The sequence below is a fragment of the Candidatus Neomarinimicrobiota bacterium genome (assembly GCA_041154365.1).
Taxonomy (GTDB): Bacteria; Fidelibacterota; Fidelibacteria; order Fidelibacterales; family Fidelibacteraceae; genus Fidelibacter; species Fidelibacter multiformis.
Genome location: AP035449.1, coordinates 436,479 through 455,983 on the forward strand (window position 1 = coordinate 436,479; position 19,505 = coordinate 455,983).

At 47.9% G+C, this 19,505-nt stretch carries 13 protein-coding genes; 9 read left to right on the top strand and 4 right to left on the bottom strand.

Features of this window, described 5'->3' with window-relative positions:
- The first annotated feature begins 1 nt into the window (after nt 1).
- Entirely contained in the window at nt 2-3,310 is a 3,309-nt protein-coding gene (locus strainIA91_RS01875; RefSeq protein ID WP_400167404.1) for a hypothetical protein, read from the top strand.
- Nucleotides 3,307-4,320: a PorV/PorQ family protein gene (locus tag strainIA91_RS01880; protein ID WP_400167405.1), complete on the top strand. Its 1,014-nt coding sequence runs from the start codon at nt 3,307-3,309 to the stop codon at nt 4,318-4,320. Before strainIA91_RS01875 ends, strainIA91_RS01880 begins: the two co-directional genes overlap by 4 nt.
- A 79-nt stretch (nt 4,321-4,399) precedes the next feature.
- On the opposite strand, the gene strainIA91_RS01885 is transcribed toward strainIA91_RS01880, so the two are convergent.
- The 3 genes from strainIA91_RS01885 to strainIA91_RS01895 form a co-directional block, all read right to left on the bottom strand.
- On the bottom strand, nt 4,400-6,304 hold the full coding sequence (locus strainIA91_RS01885) for a sodium:solute symporter family protein (RefSeq protein ID WP_400167406.1): 1,905 nt from the start codon (nt 6,302-6,304) through the stop codon (nt 4,400-4,402).
- A gap of 86 nt (nt 6,305-6,390) precedes the next feature.
- The gene (gene pepF, locus strainIA91_RS01890; protein ID WP_400167407.1) at nt 6,391-8,271 is read right to left on the bottom strand and encodes an oligoendopeptidase F; all 1,881 of its coding nucleotides are present in this window, start codon (nt 8,269-8,271) and stop codon (nt 6,391-6,393) included.
- 784 nt (nt 8,272-9,055) lie between these two features.
- The gene (locus strainIA91_RS01895; protein WP_400167408.1) at nt 9,056-11,098 is read right to left on the bottom strand and encodes a lamin tail domain-containing protein; all 2,043 of its coding nucleotides are present in this window, start codon (nt 11,096-11,098) and stop codon (nt 9,056-9,058) included.
- Between the two features lie 166 nt (nt 11,099-11,264).
- Here strainIA91_RS01895 and strainIA91_RS01900 point away from each other — a divergent pair, with 166 nt between their 5' ends.
- Both strainIA91_RS01900 and strainIA91_RS01905 read left to right on the top strand, forming a co-directional pair.
- Nucleotides 11,265-11,468: a DUF6485 family protein gene (locus strainIA91_RS01900; RefSeq protein WP_400167409.1), complete on the top strand. Its 204-nt coding sequence runs from the start codon at nt 11,265-11,267 to the stop codon at nt 11,466-11,468.
- Between the two features lie 21 nt (nt 11,469-11,489).
- Nucleotides 11,490-12,947: an NADP-dependent malic enzyme gene (locus tag strainIA91_RS01905; RefSeq protein ID WP_400167410.1), complete on the top strand. Its 1,458-nt coding sequence runs from the start codon at nt 11,490-11,492 to the stop codon at nt 12,945-12,947.
- Here the strand turns inward: strainIA91_RS01905 and strainIA91_RS01910 are convergent.
- On the bottom strand, nt 12,940-13,611 hold the full coding sequence (locus tag strainIA91_RS01910; protein WP_400167411.1) for an RluA family pseudouridine synthase: 672 nt from the start codon (nt 13,609-13,611) through the stop codon (nt 12,940-12,942). The genes strainIA91_RS01905 and strainIA91_RS01910 overlap by 8 nt on opposite strands.
- Nucleotides 13,612-13,709: 98 nt before the next feature.
- Here strainIA91_RS01910 and strainIA91_RS01915 point away from each other — a divergent pair, with 98 nt between their 5' ends.
- The 5 genes from strainIA91_RS01915 to strainIA91_RS01935 all read left to right on the top strand — a co-directional run bounded on the left by strainIA91_RS01915 (nt 13,710) and on the right by strainIA91_RS01935 (nt 19,466).
- Nucleotides 13,710-15,575, top strand: a complete 1,866-nt coding sequence (locus strainIA91_RS01915; RefSeq protein WP_400167412.1) for a bifunctional homocysteine S-methyltransferase/methylenetetrahydrofolate reductase — start codon at nt 13,710-13,712, stop codon at nt 15,573-15,575.
- Nucleotides 15,572-16,438 (top strand): hypothetical protein, encoded by an 867-nt coding sequence (locus tag strainIA91_RS01920; protein ID WP_400167413.1) that lies wholly within the window; start codon nt 15,572-15,574, stop codon nt 16,436-16,438. Before strainIA91_RS01915 ends, strainIA91_RS01920 begins: the two co-directional genes overlap by 4 nt.
- A 16-nt stretch (nt 16,439-16,454) precedes the next feature.
- Complete coding sequence (locus strainIA91_RS01925) at nt 16,455-17,252, top strand: NlpC/P60 family protein (protein ID WP_400167414.1); 798 nt, start codon at nt 16,455-16,457, stop codon at nt 17,250-17,252.
- An 84-nt stretch (nt 17,253-17,336) separates the two neighbouring features.
- Entirely contained in the window at nt 17,337-18,167 is an 831-nt protein-coding gene (locus strainIA91_RS01930; RefSeq protein ID WP_400167415.1) for a nitroreductase family protein, read from the top strand.
- Between the two features lie 42 nt (nt 18,168-18,209).
- The gene (locus strainIA91_RS01935; protein WP_400167416.1) at nt 18,210-19,466 is read left to right on the top strand and encodes a C1 family peptidase; all 1,257 of its coding nucleotides are present in this window, start codon (nt 18,210-18,212) and stop codon (nt 19,464-19,466) included.
- Nucleotides 19,467-19,505 lie beyond the last annotated feature (39 nt).

The window sequence follows — 19,505 nt, forward strand, 5'->3', positions numbered from 1 at the left end:
CATGAAACAATTGATGACACGCATATTCATAAGTATACTGATGATAGCTCTCACGGGGTTTGCGGCAAATCCCTTTCAGGAGGGGTCTCCGAAAACATGGCCCCAATCCCGTGTGGACAGGTTTTATAACGCTTTAAAAAAGCAGGGTGCGGTCATGGACCGGCCCACACCACGGTCTGCCGTTCTATCAGGGAATCAAATCCGGACACTGGTTTTTGATTTCGGTTCCATCGGCGCACCGGGACGGGAGCCCTCTCTGGAATGGCCGATTTATTCCTATCATGGCTACGGCTATGAATTTGGTCCCCTCGTCGGGGTGGAGGTCCCGGTGGATACCAATGGCTATTTCCTGCCCTATGTCGATGACGGCAATGGGAACTATGTGATAGATGAAACCAATCCCCTGTACGACACCACGTATTATATTATCAATGACGGGTTGCTGGATGGGGGAGCCCCCGGAGCTGCAGAAGAATTATCTCCGGACAATGAGCCCTGGGGCTGGCAGCCTTTGGATAACTATGCCAACCCTGCATCCGAAAGTATTCCCCTCTCACACAAGCCTGATACCTGGCCGTCATTGTGGAATAATCAATGGCCGGGGACGTATAAAGCCAACGCTTCTACAGCCGATCAGGCCATGTATTATCTGATGGATGACCGGTACAACCTGGAATTTCCCTTTAAGCCATATCCTGATAATCACAGTATCGGAGGCATGGGCCTGGAAGTGGAGGTCCGGGCTTATCAATGGTCGAATCCCGTTGCCAACGATGCGATTTTCTTTGTGTATGAAATCACCAATAAAAGTCCCAATGATTATGAAAAAGTCGTCTTTGGAATGTTCGGTGATCCCCATATCGGCGGAAGCAACGATTTTTCCGATGATATGGCCTATTTTGATACGGAAATTAACATGGTCTATGGATATGACGGGGATGAAACAGGGGAATGGGGTGGAAAAACCGGGTGGCTGGGATATACGTTTCTTGAATCTCCCGGAAATTCTTATGATGGTATCGATAACGACGGGGATGGTTTAATTGATGAATCCATGTTTAACGGGATTGATGATGACGGGGACTGGGACCCGGATGTTCACGATGTAGGTGTAGATGGTATCGGTCCGGAAGATCCCAAATATCCTGGTCCTGACAAAGGTGAGGGAGATGGTGTCCCCACTGCGGGAGACCCGTATAATCCGATTTATCCCGGCGAACCGAATTTTGACGGGACGGACCTGGATGAAGCGGATCAGATAGGATTGACCAGCTTCAATGCCTATCAGTACGGAGCCGACATGATCCGGAATGATGCCAGCATGTGGAGGCGTATGCGTCCCTATACCCTGGTGGGTATGGAAAATGCATTTACGGATATCCAGCAGAGAACAGATAATATCTTTCTCTATGGATCAGGTTATTTCCCCTTGAAATCCGGAGATACCCAGCGCTTTTCAATTGCCCTGATCCTGGGCGAAAATGAATATGATCTGTTCCAGACGGCAAAGGTGGTACAAAGAATTTATGACAGCGGTTACCAGTTTGCCAAGGCTCCGGAAAGACCAAACGTAAGTGTTGTTCCCGGAGATGGTAAAGTAACCCTCTACTGGGATGACCTGGCAGAAAAATCCTGGGATCCTGTTTATGGATATGATTTCCAGGGATACGCCATTTACCGGAGCACCGATCCCGGTTTTAATGAAGTCCATACGATTACTGACAATAATGGTATTGCGACCCTATGGGAACCCCTTGCCCGCTTTGACCTGAAGGATGGGATCCATGGAGAGAGTTATGTGGGAATTAACGGCATTCATTATAACCTGGGTACGGATTCAGGACTCCGGCATCAGTTTGTGGATACCACCGTCACCAACGGCGTGACCTATTATTATGCAGTGTGTTCCTATGATATTGGGGATACCACGGGAACGATTGATATTCCTCCCAGCGAATGCACCAAAATCATTGATAAAGATCCGTATACCGGATTGATCACCTTTGATGTCAATACCGGTTCTGCCACACCGTCAGCTCCTTCACCGGGGATCGTGGATCCCGGCCTGACAGAAGAAGGGATGACCCATGTTGGACCCGGGACAGGTGATATTGAGATTGAGATACTGTACCCGGAACAGGTCCGTGATCAAATCACATACCGGATCACGTTTGGAGCACCCACCAACAACGTGCAGGATACGGTCATGTTTGTTACGGAGATGACACCCATCACCGAAACCATCACCATTGAAGATAGTGTCTATTACCAGTTAAACCGTTCTCAGATCGGCGATGTGACCATCAAGGCAAATGGACTGCCCGTCCCTAAAAACAAATATCACATTAACCGGGCATTGGGGCGTGTATACAGCATGGCTCCCGAATATTGGAATCAGGCGCTGGAAGTCACCTATTACCATCAGCCGGTTTTTGAAAACAAGTATTTTAACCGGGAAGATGCCGCCACCGTTTTCGACGGGATGCGCATCTTCACCAAGGATGAGGCTGTCTCCTTAAATAAAGAGGAAACCGGTTGGCTGACAGGTGAAACCAATTATCTGCATAAGGTGCAAATCTGGGATCTGGGGCAATCTGCCCAGGGATTTGCCCACCCGCGGATCTATGAACTCCACTGGGATGAAAAATACCTGGATACACCGACCCGGTTCAACCAGAAAGCTCCCTTTATCATTCAGGATGTGACCTATGCGTATAAAGATAGCATCACCAATGCACCTTTTTATATTGTGGGTGGACAGACCTTCAATATCGATCAGCATAAAATCGGAATTCTGAGTGAACCGGATCTGAAAATTGAGAATAAAACCTGGGAGATCAAATTCACCCCGCCTGCCGGACAGGATAAAATTCCTCCTGCAAACGGCGATGTATTCCGTGTAACGGTCAGTCAGCCCTTTTCCAATATGGATACACTGTGGTTTACCACTCAAGCGGCTGAATACGAACCTTCAACGGTGGAAGATCCCCTGGATAAAATTGCGGTTGTTCCCAATCCATACCGTGCCCAGGCCGTTTGGGAACCGAAAAGTGCCTTTGCCAGCGGGCGCGGCGACCGGATTATCAAATTTATCAATTTGCCGCCTGTATGTACGATCCGCATCTATACTATTACAGGTGAACTGGTAAATACTTTGCATCATAACAGTTCCATGTGGGATGGCAGTGAAAATTATAACTTGCTGAATAAAGATAATATGGAGCTGGCTTTTGGCATGTATTTGTGGCATGTGGATGCATCGGCGTCGGGACTTGGAACTAAAATCGGAAAATTTGCGGTGATCAAATGAAAAGTAAAATTGTTAGCATATTTCTTGTTTTGTTGTTCATGGTGAACCCTGGGTTGGCTGTCAATAAAGTGGGGACCTCCGTGGCACAATTTCTGAAAATCGGAACATCGGCCCGGGCTCTCAGTATGGGTGAAGCAGCCGTTGCCGATGTCCGTGGACTGGAAGCCCTGCATTACAATGCGGCAGGATTGGCTCATCATCAGATCCAGGAGGCAATGTTTACCCAGAGCGACTGGCTGGCATCCACCCGCTACCTGTATGCTGCGGGTTCCATGAATTTGGGACGTTATGGCGCCGTGGGTGTGAATGTCGCCCATCTGGATTACGGAGAGATGAGTGTCCGCACAGAGGCCATGCAGGATGGAACGGGAGAATATTTTTCAGCCCAGGACCTGACTATTGGCCTGACCTATGCCAACCAGCTGACTGACCGGTTCAGTATGGGTGGACAGGTTAAATTTATCCGCCAGGAGATCTGGCACATGAGTGCCAGCACGATGGCCCTGGATATGGGTGCCCTTTTCATTCTTCCCTTAAAAAATATCCATCTGGGGATGAGCATAACCAATTTCGGTGGGAAACTTTTCCTGTCTGGCAGGGATGTTCGCTTTTATGAAGATCCCGACGAAGAAATGTATGGAAATAATGATCAGATTCCAGCCCTCTATGAGCTGGACCGTTGGCCTCTGCCCATAATTTTCCGGATCGGTTTGTCCGGTGATGTGTTTACCACGGAGAAACTGACACTCCGCATGAATGTGGATGCTTTGCACCCCAGTGATAATCTGGAATATATCAATCTTGGGACAGAACTGGAGATGTTCGGAACCGTCTTTCTGAGGGCAGGCTACCGTCAGCTTTTCCTTGAAGATGCCGAAGGTGGCTTATCTTTCGGCGGAGGCCTGTACTATCCTGTAACACCGGCTCTAAAGATCAGGGCAGATTATGCCTGGTGTGATTATGGCCGCCTTCATCAGGCTAACATGTTTACTCTATCCCTCGTCTACTAAGTCAGACATAATACATGAAATAAAAAGAGACGTGATATCACGTCTCTTTTTTTTTGAACTGTATATTTTCTGTCAGAACTTATTCAGCTATTTGTTCAAACCCCCGGGCTTTAAGATCCACATAGATAATAGCGACCATGGCAGCGACAATGATGAAATAGATAAGAGCCATCAACCATTCTCCAAAGATGAGTTTTCCCAGCCCGAAGAGGGCGGAATAAACCATAATCACTCCGCAGATCCAATCCAGAAACATTCTTCCGAACCCTGTATCGCCCTGCACATCCGGGAGTTTTTCCGCAATGGTTTTCCATCCGATTCCCCCGGGATGAACCTTCCGGTAGAACTCCAGAAGTTTCTCCTCTTTTACGGGACGGGTCAACCAGGTGACAATGAGCCATACGAGGGTTGTCCCGAAGACAGTGGGATAAAGGGTAATAGGGGATTGCATGCCGAAACCGTAGCGGGCAATGGGGTAAATGATCAGGGGGGCAATCAGTGCGGAAATCTCGCTCCATGCATTGATACGCCACCAGAACCACCGGAGCAATAACACCAGTCCGATACCGGCCGAGGCATTGATGATAAATTCCCAGGCACCCGATATAGTCGTTAAAAAATATTTTGTGATAACCAGAGACAGGACCGTCATCAGAATCAATCCGATCCGTGAGATGAGGACATAATGCTTTTCTCCGGCGTCGGGTTTGATAAAACGGCGGTAAAAATCATTGATCAGATAGGATGTCCCCCAGTTAAGCTGGGAAGCAATTGTAGACATATAGGCTGCCAAGAAAACAGCGATAAGGAGGCCCAAAAGACCACTGGGCAAATATCTCATCATCAGTTTGGGATACATCCGCCCCGGATCCACTGTGTTTTCATATTTTTCATAATAGGCAAGAAAAGAAGCGTCATCTGCCAGGTTTTCATCCTGGACCTGGCCATGATTTTCAAAAGTTTCCTGAGCCGCAACATAGTAAGCCGGATTTTCCTGCATTAGGATTTCCGGGCTCTCAGCCCGGGGAAGAATCACGAGGGCACTAAGGGCCACAATAATCCAGGGCCATGGACGGATGGTGTAGTGAGCGATGGTAAACCAGAGGGTGGCAAAGAGGCTGTGTTTTTCATCCTTGGCACTCATCATCCGTTGGGCTACATATCCGCCGCCACCAGGATCTGCCCCGGGATACCAGCTGGACCACCATTGGAGTCCGATATGAGCAATAAAAGCCCCGACACTTAAAGCCAGCACACCACCTGTAACTCCTTCAAGTACACCGGAAGTTCCGATTTTGGGGACAAAGCTCATCACCTGTGGAGCCAGTTTTTCTTTCAGTCCTGTCATACCTCCGACAAGAGGCAGGCGGACAACCAGCACTGCCAGAACAATACACCCCACCATGGCAAACACAAACTGAAAACTATCGGTTCGGGCAGTTCCCAAAAGTCCGGAGGCTGAGGCATATACAGCAATAATCATAGCTGCAATTGTCACCAGTAAAAAGGCATTTACTCCCGGCAGCGTGACCAGGAAAATTTTTTCCATGGCCAGGTGAACCCACCCCAGGACGATGATATTCATGAAGAGACCCAGGTACAGGGCTCTGAATCCCCGGAGAAAAGCCGCTGCTTTCCCGCTGTAGCGCATTTCGACAAATTCCACATCGGTCATAATACCGGATCGCCGCCAAAGACGGGCGTAGAAGAAGACCGTCAGCATCCCGCCGATGGCCATATTCCACCAGAGCCAGTTTCCGGCGATGCCGTTTCGGGCAACCAGTTCCGTAACCGCCAAAGGCGTATCGGCTGCAAAGGTTGTGGCTACCATGGCTGTCCCTGCCAGATACCAGGGAAGATTCCGGCCGGATAGAAAAAATTCCCCTGTGTTTTCTCCGGCTTTACGGGAATAATAGATGGCTATGCCGAAAATCACGGCAAAAAAAGACACGATAACCGCAATATCCAAACCGTTCAGATTCATGTCAACATCTCCTATGATAGGTTGCTTACAAATTTTCTGCAGAATTTAACGGTAATTGACTACACAAAGCAAAGGTTAGTCAACTCTTACAAAGCCCGGCTCATTTCATCTACAATTTCACCGAATTTTTGGAGTGTATAATTTACAGCATCCGGTTTGGACATATCCACACCGGCATTTTTCAGCAGGTTGATGGGATAGTCAGAGCCGCCTGCCTTCAGCATATCCAGGTAATCGGAGACAGCCTGTGAATTGCCATCGAGAATTTTCCCGCTGAGATAGGTGGAAGCACTGATGCTGGTGGCATACACATAGACATAAAAACTCCGGTAAAAATGGCCGATACGACCCCAGGTCAGTTTGTACAGGTCATCCAGAACCAGGGAATCCCCGTAATAGGATTTCAGGATGGCCATGTATGTTTCATTAAGGGTTTCAGCGGTAATGGGAATGCCGGCTTCAGCCTTTTCATGGATGGTTTTTTCAAATTCGGCAAAGAGGACCTGTGTATAAAGAGTTCCAACAATATTGTCCGCCCACTGGTCCATGAGGGCCAGACGGATATTGGGATCTTCGGTGGTTTTCAATAAGTGGTCCAGAAGAAGGGCTTCGTTCATGGTAGAAGCCACTTCCGCAACAAAAAGACTGTAATCTGAATAGATATAGGGCTGGTTTTTATTTGTCAGCATACTGTGAATGGTGTGTCCCAGTTCATGGGCCAGGGTGAACATGTTATCCCGGGTATCGTTGTAATTCATCAGGATATAGGGATGAGGCGCATCATACGTTCCCCATGAGTATGCCCCGTTGGTTTTCCCCCGGGTCTCATAGACATCAATCCAACGACCATAAAGGCCTTCCTTCGCCAGTTTCAGATAATCCTCACCAAGGGGATGGAGAGCTTCCAGGACCTTTTGACGGGCTTCTTCATAGGGGACTTTTTCTCCTGCTTCAGGTACAATGGGGACACTTGTATCATACAGGTGAAGATTATCTACACCTAAAACCTGCTTCCGGAGTTCCATATATTTCCGGAGAGGCTCCAGATTGTTGTGGACACTTTCAATCAGATTATCATAGACATCTGTTGGAATATTATCACTAAAGAGGGAAGCATGGAGAGTGCTTTCAAAATTCCGGGCCCGGGCATAAAAAATATCTGCTTTAAGCATCCCATCGAAAGCCGCGGCATTGACATTCTGAAATTTCTCATAGGTCCCGTACATTCCTTCGAATGCGCCACGACGGACATCCGGATCTTCGGAATACAACATCTGATAATAACGGCCCGGGGAGAGTTCAACCCATTTTCCCTCTTCATTTTTTACTTTGGGAAAACGGATGTCAGTCACCGTCAGCATTTCGTGAACCCGTCCCGGTGTACGGGCCATATCTCCGGTCATGGCTAAAAGCCGTTCCTGGTCGGGATTCAGTATATGGGAACGACTCCGGTTCAGGTCATGAAAATAATGTCCGTACATATCAAGTCCGGGTGTGTTTTCTATGTAACGTTCCAGTGTTTTTCCGGCAATTGTCTGAAGTTCAGGGACGATGTACGACACCATTTCATGAAAACGGACTTCCAATGAGGCAATCCGGTTTGCACGGCTTTGAAATTCCGGATTCCGTGTATCCGAATCCATCGCCAGATGGGCATATACATAGAGCTTGTCAATACGGCTTGCCAGTTCATCCCGTTTTTTCAAACATTCAAGGATAATATCTCCTGAATGGTCCAGTTTACCCTGGTAAGTTTTTAATTCGGGGATAGAATTCTCTACAGACTGGAATTCCGCTTCCCAGGCTTCCAGCCCGGAGTACAAATCGTTCAGGTTCCATGTGTATTCCTCAGCAATGTCTTTCCGCTCAGGAAGTGCACCGGAGCTGTCCCCGTCTGTTTGACTGCAGGAAAATCCAAGTAAAACGGCGAAGAGCAACAGCATTAAAATTTCATATTTTCTTTTCATGACGGTCCTTTCATTTTTCCATTCCAAGAGGATGTAATTTGATGAAATTTTTCGATTTAAAAAAGGAGTAGTTAAATTTAATCAGTCAAAAACACTGATTAAACATGAGTTGATTTAATAAATCCCGTTTCTGACAAGAATTTTGGAATGAACTCAACCTATTTCAAGGTTAAAAAGAGATAAAAGATAAAAACCATTCCTATAGAAAAAAGCAATGCCCGTACCAGTGATTTAATCAATGGGCGAAAGCTGTTGTATTCATTCTCTCTTATTTCGTGTGTTTCATCACGCATCGTCAACCCTCTAAACAGTACACGTGTATTTTTTTGCTTTCATAAAACATATATATTCATTGTCTTCTTTCTCAGAAAATAATTTGATGATTTAAAATTGTCAAGGATAAAATGTTGTTGATATAAAGACAAATAATAAGAATCCTGCCTGGATGATTGATATACGGACATCTTTTTTATCAGATTTTTTCATAAGTGAGGCCGAATTTTCCAGTAAAGAAATATGTGAAATTTCTGATTTTCATCTTGAATAGGACACCAATATATAGTATGTTAAACAATAAGGCCCACATCATACTGTATAAAGTGATAAGACTCACAGAGAAAGTTCTGAGTTCTTCATACATTGAAACAGGCAGGGAGGTAAGTATGAAAACATACATAAACAAAGTCACGCTTGCTCAGGGCCTGATTCGATTTTTACTCTTAATCAGTCTGATGACCTTATTTGTCTTTCTTTATTCCAGCCTTTATCCTGGTTTTTAATCGGTCTACTTCAAATAAATCATTTTATGAACTGAATGATAATCCTTTGATTTAATCTGTAAAAAATAAATTCCGGAAGAATAGGTGTCCATGTTGACGGTGATATCATGATTGCCGGCATTCAGCAACTGTTCTTTTTCCAGGATTGTCTGGCCTGTCAGGTTGTGCACCGTCAGGGATATGGATTGTCGGTCCGGCAGACGCAGGGGGACATGAAAGATGGTGTTGAAAGGATTGGGATAAGGTTGGGGTGTGAGTCCGTACGGAATGCGGATACGTTTGTGAAAGTGGGTTGTTTCTTCTCCGGAGTAGCTGTGATCTGTAAGCCAATAGGTGTAAATCCCGGCGAGTACAGGGTAATCTGTAAAATGATAGACATGCTGTTCCGTTGTAGATCCGTATCCCTTCAGTTCAGGATTGCTGGTGAAATTTGCCAGGAGAAGGGGTTCTTCATCTTCATACTGACGGGTTATAGAAAAACCGGCGTTTTCCGTCTCTGATTCGGTGGACCAGGAGAGATGGACGGTATATCCGGAGGCGGTACCTGAAAAGGTGCCCAGGGAAACCGGCAGGGAGTTTTCGTAGTTGGTGATGATGCCGGGTGAAAAGGTCTCGGTGCCTGAAAGGGTTGTGTGCAGGACAAAAGGTCCCGTTAGAGCCGGATTCCGTACCAGTGATTGATCCTGACTGCCTTCAGAACCCCAGGTATGTTGGTGAACCAAGGTGGAATCATGGGTTCTTATGCAGACGGATTCTCCAGAGTTGTTCAGTGAAAGAGTTCCTGACGTCGCCAGATATATGTGTGCATCGGAATCAGGTAAATTTGGTGATCCTCCCCCGAAAACCACGAAAATACCCCCGGCAGGTATCACTGTCCCGTAAGGGAAAACATGCCGTATGTCATCGCCGTCACACAATATCCAACTGCTCAGGTCGGCATCGGATGCAGAGGTGTTGACCAGTTCGATGAATTCGTCCTCAGACGCGCTGCGTGTGCCGTCTCCATTGGCATCTCCACTGATGTCTGTTGCCGGATCGGCCAGGATTTCATTGATAACTATCGGATAATATCGAAGGGATTTTTCCGGCGCCTGGACAGACCATGACGTATCGGAACCGTTCACAAGGTAAGCATAAGCTGTTACGTAGTAGAAACGTCCTTCAGTTATGCCTGAAAGAATTAGAGAACAGGTTGTGGAATCCTGAATGTGTCCTGCACAATAACTGCCTTCATGAATGCTGGCAAGGGATAGGACAGGATTTGGACAGATCATCTGCTTTTCCAGCTGTGACGGATTCAGTGTGTTTGAACTGTCCGGTCGGACAAAAAAGTAAAAGCCACTCCAGTCTGTTCCCAATTCTCCATCCGGTGTATCCCAGCTCAAAGTCATGGTAGAATCTGTTGCTTCCGGTATTGATAGATTTTTAGGAAGGGGAACTTTACTGTTCAGCGTTCCTTCGACGATCACATCCTTTCCCGGCCCTTCAAATCCTGCAGATCCGGCCGTATAGGTGTTTCCGTATCCGTAAAAGCGAAAGATCAGGCGGGATTCTGTGGCAGGGAAAGAATTCAGATCCACTGTAATATTTTGGGAGGATGTTGTGATCTCCCAGCTTCCGAGATCTTCGCTGAATCTATCCAGACTGCTTCGAAGGGTAAAACGTGAGGGACCGGTGGAAGACCTTTCGATCTGCAAAGTGATGGATGTGAGCTGCAGGATACTTCCCGGAATTGGATATAGCTCCCACTCAAAATAATCTCCCTGGTCCATGGCCGAAGGCAAATCCGCTTCGGTCCAGTTGTTGGCATTGAATCGGTCATTGTTGGGTGCATGCTGAATTCCAGGCCCGCGGCGGATCAGAAAAGATGAATCGGTTTCAGCTAAAAAAGGATGGACCGATTCTGCCTGACCTGTAGCCTCTTCACCGGTATATCCGGCAAAATCCCAGGCAATGAGCGTGTCAGCCCAAAGACTTTTTACACATATCAGTGCCTGAAGCAGGACCATAAGGGCAACAGAAAACAGGTAACCCTTCACATGTTTCATGATGAACTCCTCTTGTGCTTTTCCGGGGGCACCTGTAATATGAGAAATTCGAAAACATAAATCAAGATAATATTAAAATTATAATATTCGAGAGTTCTAATAACGTTTGCAGATTCCCCTGCGGATTGATAGATTCTTCTGTTAACCATAAGTTAAAGGAAGTCGCATGGAGTGCAGGCAGGATAAAAATCTGAAGCAGTGTAATTGCACCTATTCACCGTGTCCCCGCAAGGGAATATGTTATGAATGCATCACCTATCATTTGAAAATGCGTGAGCTGCCCGGGTGTTTTTTTCCGGATGATGCCGAAAAGACCTGGGACCGGAGTTTTGAACATTTTTCCCGTCTGGTTCAGGCAGGGCGGGTTTAACTGAAAGCACGGAGAGGAAAGATGAAAAAGATTCATTATACGCTGGATAATTTGAATGAGATGCTGGAAGCTGAAGGCTTGAGCAGTGAACAGATTGCAAAGGCGAAAACCCTGTTTCTTAAACGGCTCTCCTTTGATGCTCATACCTTTTATAATGGAAAAATGCAGACAGTTCCCAAGGCTGCTGTTTTTGGGTTTAACTGGTTCAATGTGTGGTATACTCCCGGTGTTTCAAAGGTGTCTACCACGATTCGTGACAACAATCTGGCATCCTATGATTTATCCAACCGGGGGAATCTGGTGGCAGTCGTGAGTGATTCCACCCGGGTGCTGGGAGACGGTAATTGCACACCTCCCGGAGGGCTGGGCGTGATGGAAGGAAAGGCTTTTCTAATGAAATACCTGGGGGGTGTGGATGCCAATGCCCTGTGTATAGACAGCCGGAATGAAAAAGGCGAACACGATCCGGATAAAATCATTGATTTTGTAAAAATGCTCCAGCCAGGTTTCGGTGCCGTCAACCTGGAGGATATATCCCAGCCCAATTGTTATAAGGTTTTGGATACCCTTCGGGAGGTGTGTGATATTCCGGTGTGGCACGATGATGCCCAGGGGACGGCGTCGGTTACACTGGCGGGGCTGTTCAATGCCCTGAAGCTGGTGGATAAACCCATTGGGGATGTCCGAATCGTGTTGTTTGGTGCCGGAGCCTCCAACACCACCATCGCCCGAATTATTCAGAAAGCCGGAGGGGATCCTGAAAAGATGATTATCTTTGATTCCACCGGATCCCTCAATCGTGACCGGGAGGATATCAGGGCGGATACCCGCTATTACCGGAAGTGGGAGCTTTGTGAATTCACCAATCCTCAAAAAATTCAGACCATGGATGAAGCCATGAAAGGGGCGGATGTTTTGATTGCTTTGTCCAAATCCGATCCGGATACCATCAAACCCCGGTGGATTCAGAGCATGGCCACCAAACCTATTGTTTTTGCCTGTGCCAATCCGGTGCCGGAAATTTATCCGTACAGGGCCAAAGAGGCCGGAGCCTATATTGTGGCGACCGGGCGGGGAGATTTTCCCAACCAGGTGAATAATTCTTTGGGATTTCCTGGAATTCTCAAGGGCGCATTAATGGCCCGTGCCCGGAAAATCAGTGATGAAATGGCCATTGTGGCTGCCCGGTCCCTGGCGGATTTTGCCGAAAAAAGGGGCATTCATCCGGACAATATTATTCCCACCATGGATGAAGCAGGTGTTTTCCCCTTTGAAGCGGCTGATGTGGCCTGTCAGGCAGTGAAAGAGGGACTTGCCCGGGAGGATATTACCCACGAGGAGGCCTATGCCCGTGCGGAAAAAGGGATAAAGGAAGCCAGAGAGCTGGTCAAATTGATGATTGATGAAGGATTTATTAAAACACCTCCCCAATCCATGCTACAGACTGCATTTGACTGGGCGGTTAAAGAAGTCAGATAAAGGGTTTCCACGTGGCAGGCGGAGGTGCTGTAAAGGTCATTTTTTCCCGGCTCACGGGATGAAGAATGGTCAGTTTCCAGGCATGAAGTGCGATTCCCTCTCCCGGCCAGTCATGGCGGCTTCCATACCGGCGGTCCCCCAAAACGGGATACCCCCGATGAGAAAACTGAATCCGGATTTGATGATGCCGGCCGGTCAGCAGGTCTATTTCCATCAGTGAAACATCCTCCTGGGTTTTCCGGCGGCGGAAATGAAGCTCGGCAGACTGATCCCGGGAATCCCCCGTCACAAAACCTGCAATTTTATCCCGTCGGATATAATCTGAATATGTCCCTTCTTCCGGTGGTTTTCCCTCCACCAGTGCCAGATAGGTTTTGTTAATCCGGTGTTTGCGGAAATACCTGCTAAGCCGTGAAGCCGCCTTCGAAGTCCGTGCAAATACCATCACACCCGATGTGGGCCGGTCCAGGCGGTGAACCAATCCCAAAAAAACATTTCCCGGTTTGTCATACTTTTCTTTAATGTAGATTTTTCCCATATCCAGCAGGTTGGGATCCCCGCTGATATCCCCCTGGGAAAGGAGTCCCGGTGCCTTATTCACCACAAGCATGTGATTATCCTCGAATAGGATCTCATCTGATGTTATTTTCTGATAGATGTGCATTGGACAAGTCTACATAAGTCAGGACAGAATGAAAAGTTTAAACATCGCCGGTAAAATCCCGTCTGTTTTCTGGAGAATGAAAAGTGTAAATTGACCCCATGGATAAAGGATATGAAACGGGTCAGAAACCCCGGGATTTTTTAGCCTGTCTTAGGGATCATGTGCTTTTGTTTGACGGAGCCATGGGGACCATGATATATGAACGGGGTGTCTATGTTAATCAGTGTTATGATGCTTTAAACATTCAGAAACCGGATTTGATTCTGGGAATTCACCGGGATTATGCCGATGCGGGAGCGGATGTATTAACGACCAATACCTTTGGGGCAAACCGGTTTCTATTAAAAAAATACGGATACGAAGAACGGACGGTTGAAATCAACCGCAAGGGAGCTGAACTGGCCCGGCAGATTGCCGGCGACGAACTTTTTGTTGCCGGTTCCATGGGGCCTCCGCCAGACCGGATGGAGCCTTTGGGTAAACTGACAGCCCGGGAGATCCGGGAAGCCTATCATGACCAGGCCGAAGCTCTGATTCAGGGTGGTGCGGATATCCTGATCCTGGAGACCTTTTCGGATCTGGGAATGATTTGTGAAATCATCCGGGAAATCAAAGGAACCTTTCCCCGGGTCCCATTGATAGGTCAGATGACTGTGGATAAGGAAGGCCGGACATCCCTGGGAAGCACACCGGAAATTTTTGCTTCAGAAATTGTCCGGGCGGGTGCTGATGTGGTGGGGGTGAATTGCAGCCTGGGTCCCAGTAAGATGCTGGAAGTGGCTGAACGAATTTTCCGGATTTCACCGGTTCCCGTGAGTGCCATGCCCAATGCCGGACTTCCCCAGCGTGTGGACGGTCGGAATATCTATTTTTCATCTCCTGAGTACTTCAGCGAATACACCCGTCGATTTGTCCAGGTGGGTGTACGGATTGTGGGAGGATGCTGCGGAACCACACCGGATTTTATCCGGAGCATGCGGAATGCTCTTCGGTCTATACAGCCCCGGAAAAGCATTCAAATCACATCTCTTCCGCCTCAACACGATGAAGATGTGGATTTGATTCCTACATCCAAAAAATCCCGTATGGCTGAGAAAATAAGCCGGGGTGAATTTGTGACCACCGTGGAAATCGTCCCTCCCCAGGGACCCGATCCCAAAAAGGCCGTGGAACAATCCCGGATTCTCTTTGAAGCCGGTGTGGATGCCATCAATATACCTGATGGTCCCAGGGCGTTGTCACGGATGGCGTCCAGCTATCTTTCCCTGATCATTCAGCAGGAAACAGGTGGCGAGGCCATTCAGCATTTTACCTGCCGGGACCGGAACTTACTGGGGATGGTGGGGGATTTTCTGGGGGCTTATGCTGCCGGAATCAGGAATATTCTGATTATTACCGGTGATCCGCCGAAAATGGGGACCTTCCCCGATGCATCTGCCGTTTTCGACGTGGATTCCATTGGTCTCACACGGGTGGCTTCTATCCTGAATCACGGCCGGGATTTAGGCGGAAATGTCCTGAAAAAAGCAACGGGTTTTTTTATTGGTGTGGGAGCGAATCCAGGGGCCATCAATCCGGAGGAAGAAATTCGTCGTCTAGAGGAAAAGCGGGATGCCGGAGCCGAATATATCATGACCCAGCCTGTTTTTGATCCGGAAATTTTTCTCACCTTTATGGAGCGGATCAGGCATATCAATCTCCCCGTTATCGCCGGGATATGGCCCCTGGTGAGTGTAAGAAATGCCGAATTCATGAATAATGAAGTCCCAGGTGCCAATGTCCCCGATTGGGTTATGGAACGGCTGAAAAGGACCCGCAGCAGGGAAGAAGCCCGGGAGACTGGTCTGGCGATAGCCCGGGAAACCCTGAAAATTTTGAAACCTCATCTTCAGGGTGCCCAGATTTCCATGCCCTTCGGCAACGTGAAATATCCCCTGGAAGTGTTAAAGGAGGTCTTATCATGAACGATTTGAAATCTTCACCCCATGCCCAGGTGCAGGTGCTCCGTCAACAACTCATCTGGCTGACGGGATTGCTGGTGATTTTTGCAGCATCGTTTCTCTTCGCCAGCTGGCGAATGCAAAGCCTGATTGTCCGGGTGGCAGCCGGATTGATCCTGGCTGACCTTGCAGCGGCTTCTGCGGCCTTTATGGGATACCGCTTTGCCCGGCAGGATCTGCCGATGACAAACCGGACAGCCCGGTTTATCCGAAGGGAGCTCCTTGTGACCTTTGTCAGCAGCCTGATTCTTGTGGGATATGGTGTCCGGGTTGCCCTGGATATACCCGGACGGTTCAGAACCCCTGTTGCCGTGAATCCCGATGCCGTTTTTATTCTGACAGCAGCCTTTTTCCTGATCAATATCCTGAGTGCCTGGCTGATGAAAAAAATCCTGAACCGGGGCGGCTTTTCACTCCGTATCCTTTCCGTGATAACCATGACTGCCGGCGGATTTCTTCTGTTGAAAAGTCCGTGGAAAAGCTGGGATCCCGTCATTGCAATTCTCATGACCCTCCTTTATGTTGCAGCCATTTGGGATGTATTTAAATCGGTGGCCGAATTGCTTCAGCAGGGGGTCCCTACCGGAATTAAACTCAATAAGGTGGTTCAGGGACTGGAAAAGCAGGTGGATGTAAACACTGTATCCCAGGCCAGGCTCTGTTGGGAGGATGATGGTTTGCAGTTTACAGGTAAAGTGGCACTGAATACGACGTATGATCCGAGCCGGGGAGATGCCATCCGCAGCTATTTGAACGAAAGTTTCGGGATTCACAAGGCTGTTTTGGAAATCACATTCAGCGAGGACAAGAAATCAGATAACGATTAATCATTGAGGATTATTTATGATACGCATCGTCCGTACTACATTTGCAAATGTTTATGAAGGCCCTTCTTTTTCATCTCAGATGGTAACACAGGGAGTGGCCTGGGAAAAAGTGGAGCTACTGGACCGTCAAGAGGACTGGCTCAAAATCCGCCTGCCGGATGCTTATGAAGGGTGGATGCAGAATTTTTCAACCCTTGAAATGCCTGATGAAGAATATGAAACATATCAAGGACTCAGGCAGCGGGTCATGGATTTTCCCTTTGGCCGTTTGATGAACGATAATGGGGAATTTATCGGTGAAACGGTGATGGGAGGCTGCTATCCCATCCCGGAAGATGCTCCGGATTGTGTCATCTTACCTTCCGGAGTCCGGGGCTGTGTACGGGGACAGAAACTCGAGACGGTTCACACGGTTCGGGCCCGGGTTGTAGCCCTGGCTGCAGAAATGATGGGGACAGCTTACCTGTGGGGTGGAAAAACCGAATACGGAACCGATTGCAGTGGACTGGTCCAGTGTTGTTTTGGCATTGAAGGGATTCAAATGCCCCGGGATGCATCAAAACAGATCGGTGTTGTAAAGCATAAGGCGGTTGAGCCTGAAGAAGCCGAACCCGGCGATCTGGCATTCTTCCAAAATGAAAAGGGGCGGATTGTACACGTGGCTATCATGACCGGTCCATCACAGTTTATCCACTCGTCCGGAGAGGTTAAACGGAATTCTTTCAGAAAAGATCATCCCCTGTACTCTGAAAAACTGGCCTCCATGCTGGAAGGTGTTTATAAAATGCCAGAAAAAGGGAATGCTGAATTCTGACGATTCTTTAAATCATGATAAATGACCATGTGTTAAGGTACCCAATCATTGATTAACATTCACCGGAGTGAATGAAAGGAGGCAATGATGAATGGGATCATCTTTTTTAAAACCCGGAAACTGGCGGAGGTCACCGCTTTTTATACGCGGACTTTGGGTATGTCAATCTGGCTGGATCAGGCGGATTGTGTGATTCTGAAAAAGGGGAATCTTCTCCTTGGATTTTGCCAGCGGGATTCTGTAGATGCCCAGGGAATGATTACGATTTTTACCGAAAACCGGGATGAAGTGGATCAGATATACAGCCTTCTCCGGGAACGGGCAGACAACGCACCAGTATTCAATAAGACCTACCAAATTTATCAGTTTTTTGCCCGGGATCCGGAAAACCGGGCAGTTGAAATTCAATGGTTTGATCACAGTCTGAACCCGTACCGAAGTGGATCGGATTTACTTATATCCCGCCGGAGCGTCCGGTCTTTTACATCTGAACCCGTCTCTGATGAAATCCTGCATCGAATACTCGATTCCACCCGGTATGCACCCTCAGCCCGAAATTCCCAGCCAGTCTATTTTGTGGCGGTCCGGTCTGAAGATAAAATCCGCAAACTGGCAAATGTCCGTTCCGCTGCGGCGCCGATTGCAAATGCTCCCATGGCGCTGGCAAATGTTGCCGATCCCGGGATTAGTCGTCGTGCAGTACAGGATGGGGATATTGCCGCATATCATCTGCTGCTTGCTGCCTGGGATTATGGAGTAGGGACCTGCTGGATCGCCGACATGGACCGTCCGGAGGTGAAAACAATCCTCAAAATACCGGATCATCACTACATCAGTACAGTGACACCCCTGGGATGGCCTGCCGAATCACCTCCAATCCGGGAAAGACGGCTGGTTTCATTGAAAAATTTGTGATGAATCAACGGTCATTTTATTGACAATCAAAAGGAGTTTGTCATGGTTCAACGGGTTATCATTCTTTGCCTTATTGGATTTTCAATATTATATGCTAAGGAGCCACAACTTGAATACGTCCCGGCAAAGTGGGATCAAATTCTTCAGCAGGTAAAGGATATTCGGGAGGATGCCAATGCAGAGGAGGATTCCCTGACCCGGACGATTCTGGATCAGGAAGAAAAAATCCGGGAACACAAACGGGAAACCAAAAAGGTTCTCCGATGGAATACGGAAGATATGAAAGCTCCCGGTAGTCCGTCGGATTTTACGTCCTGGTTCCATTTTTCACCCAATCATCAGGATGCCACCGGGACCTGCTGGGCTTTTGCCGCCACATCTTTCGTGGAATCGGAAATCGATCGGATCAGCGGTAAAAGAATAAAACTCTCCGAAATGCATACTGTCTATTATGAATATCTGGAAAAAGTCCGGCGCTTCGTGGAAAAACGGGGGAATTCCTACGTGGGTCAGGGAAGCCAGATTGGCAGTGGACTTCGAATTATGGATTGGTACGGCATTGTGCCGGAATCTGTCTATCCCGGAACCCCGGGAGAATTCCATGATCATGAAGAGATGTACGACGAAATCATTGACTATTTGGATTTCATGGAGTCTCATGATATTTGGGACACCGAACGGGTTCTGGAGGGTATAAAAGTCATCCTGAACCACACCATGGGTGAACCCCCTGCTGAATTTGTCTTTGCTGGGGAAACCTGGACCCCTAAACGGTTTGCCCGGGAATTCTTGCAGTTCGACGGAGAAGATTATGTGGATTTGATTTCAACCATGAAAGATCCCTTTTATAGTTACACAAGCTTTGATGTCCCGGACAACTGGTGGATGGACAGCTCATATTATAATATTCCTCTGGACGATTGGATGGAGGTGATTGAAACGGCAGTAAAGCAGGGATACACTGTTGCCATTGGTGGGGATGTGAGTGAGCCGTCATTTCATAAAGAGAGAGATATTGCCGTGACGGCACCGGTGGACATCCCGGAAAAAAATATTGACCAGGAATCCCGGGAATACAGGATTTACAATGGATGCACCACGGATGATCATGGAGTGCACATTGTGGGATACACAAAGCATGGTGGCAGGGACTGGTACCTGATCAAAGATTCCGGAAGTACCGGTCGGGCGGGAGACCATTTTGGATATATGTTTTACAGGGAGGATTACATCCGGTTGAAAATGCTGGGTATCACCCTTCACCGGGATGCAGCGGAAAAAGTGATTGGATCATTTTAAAAATTGTGATTGTCACCGGCTGAGGGGATATGTAAATTT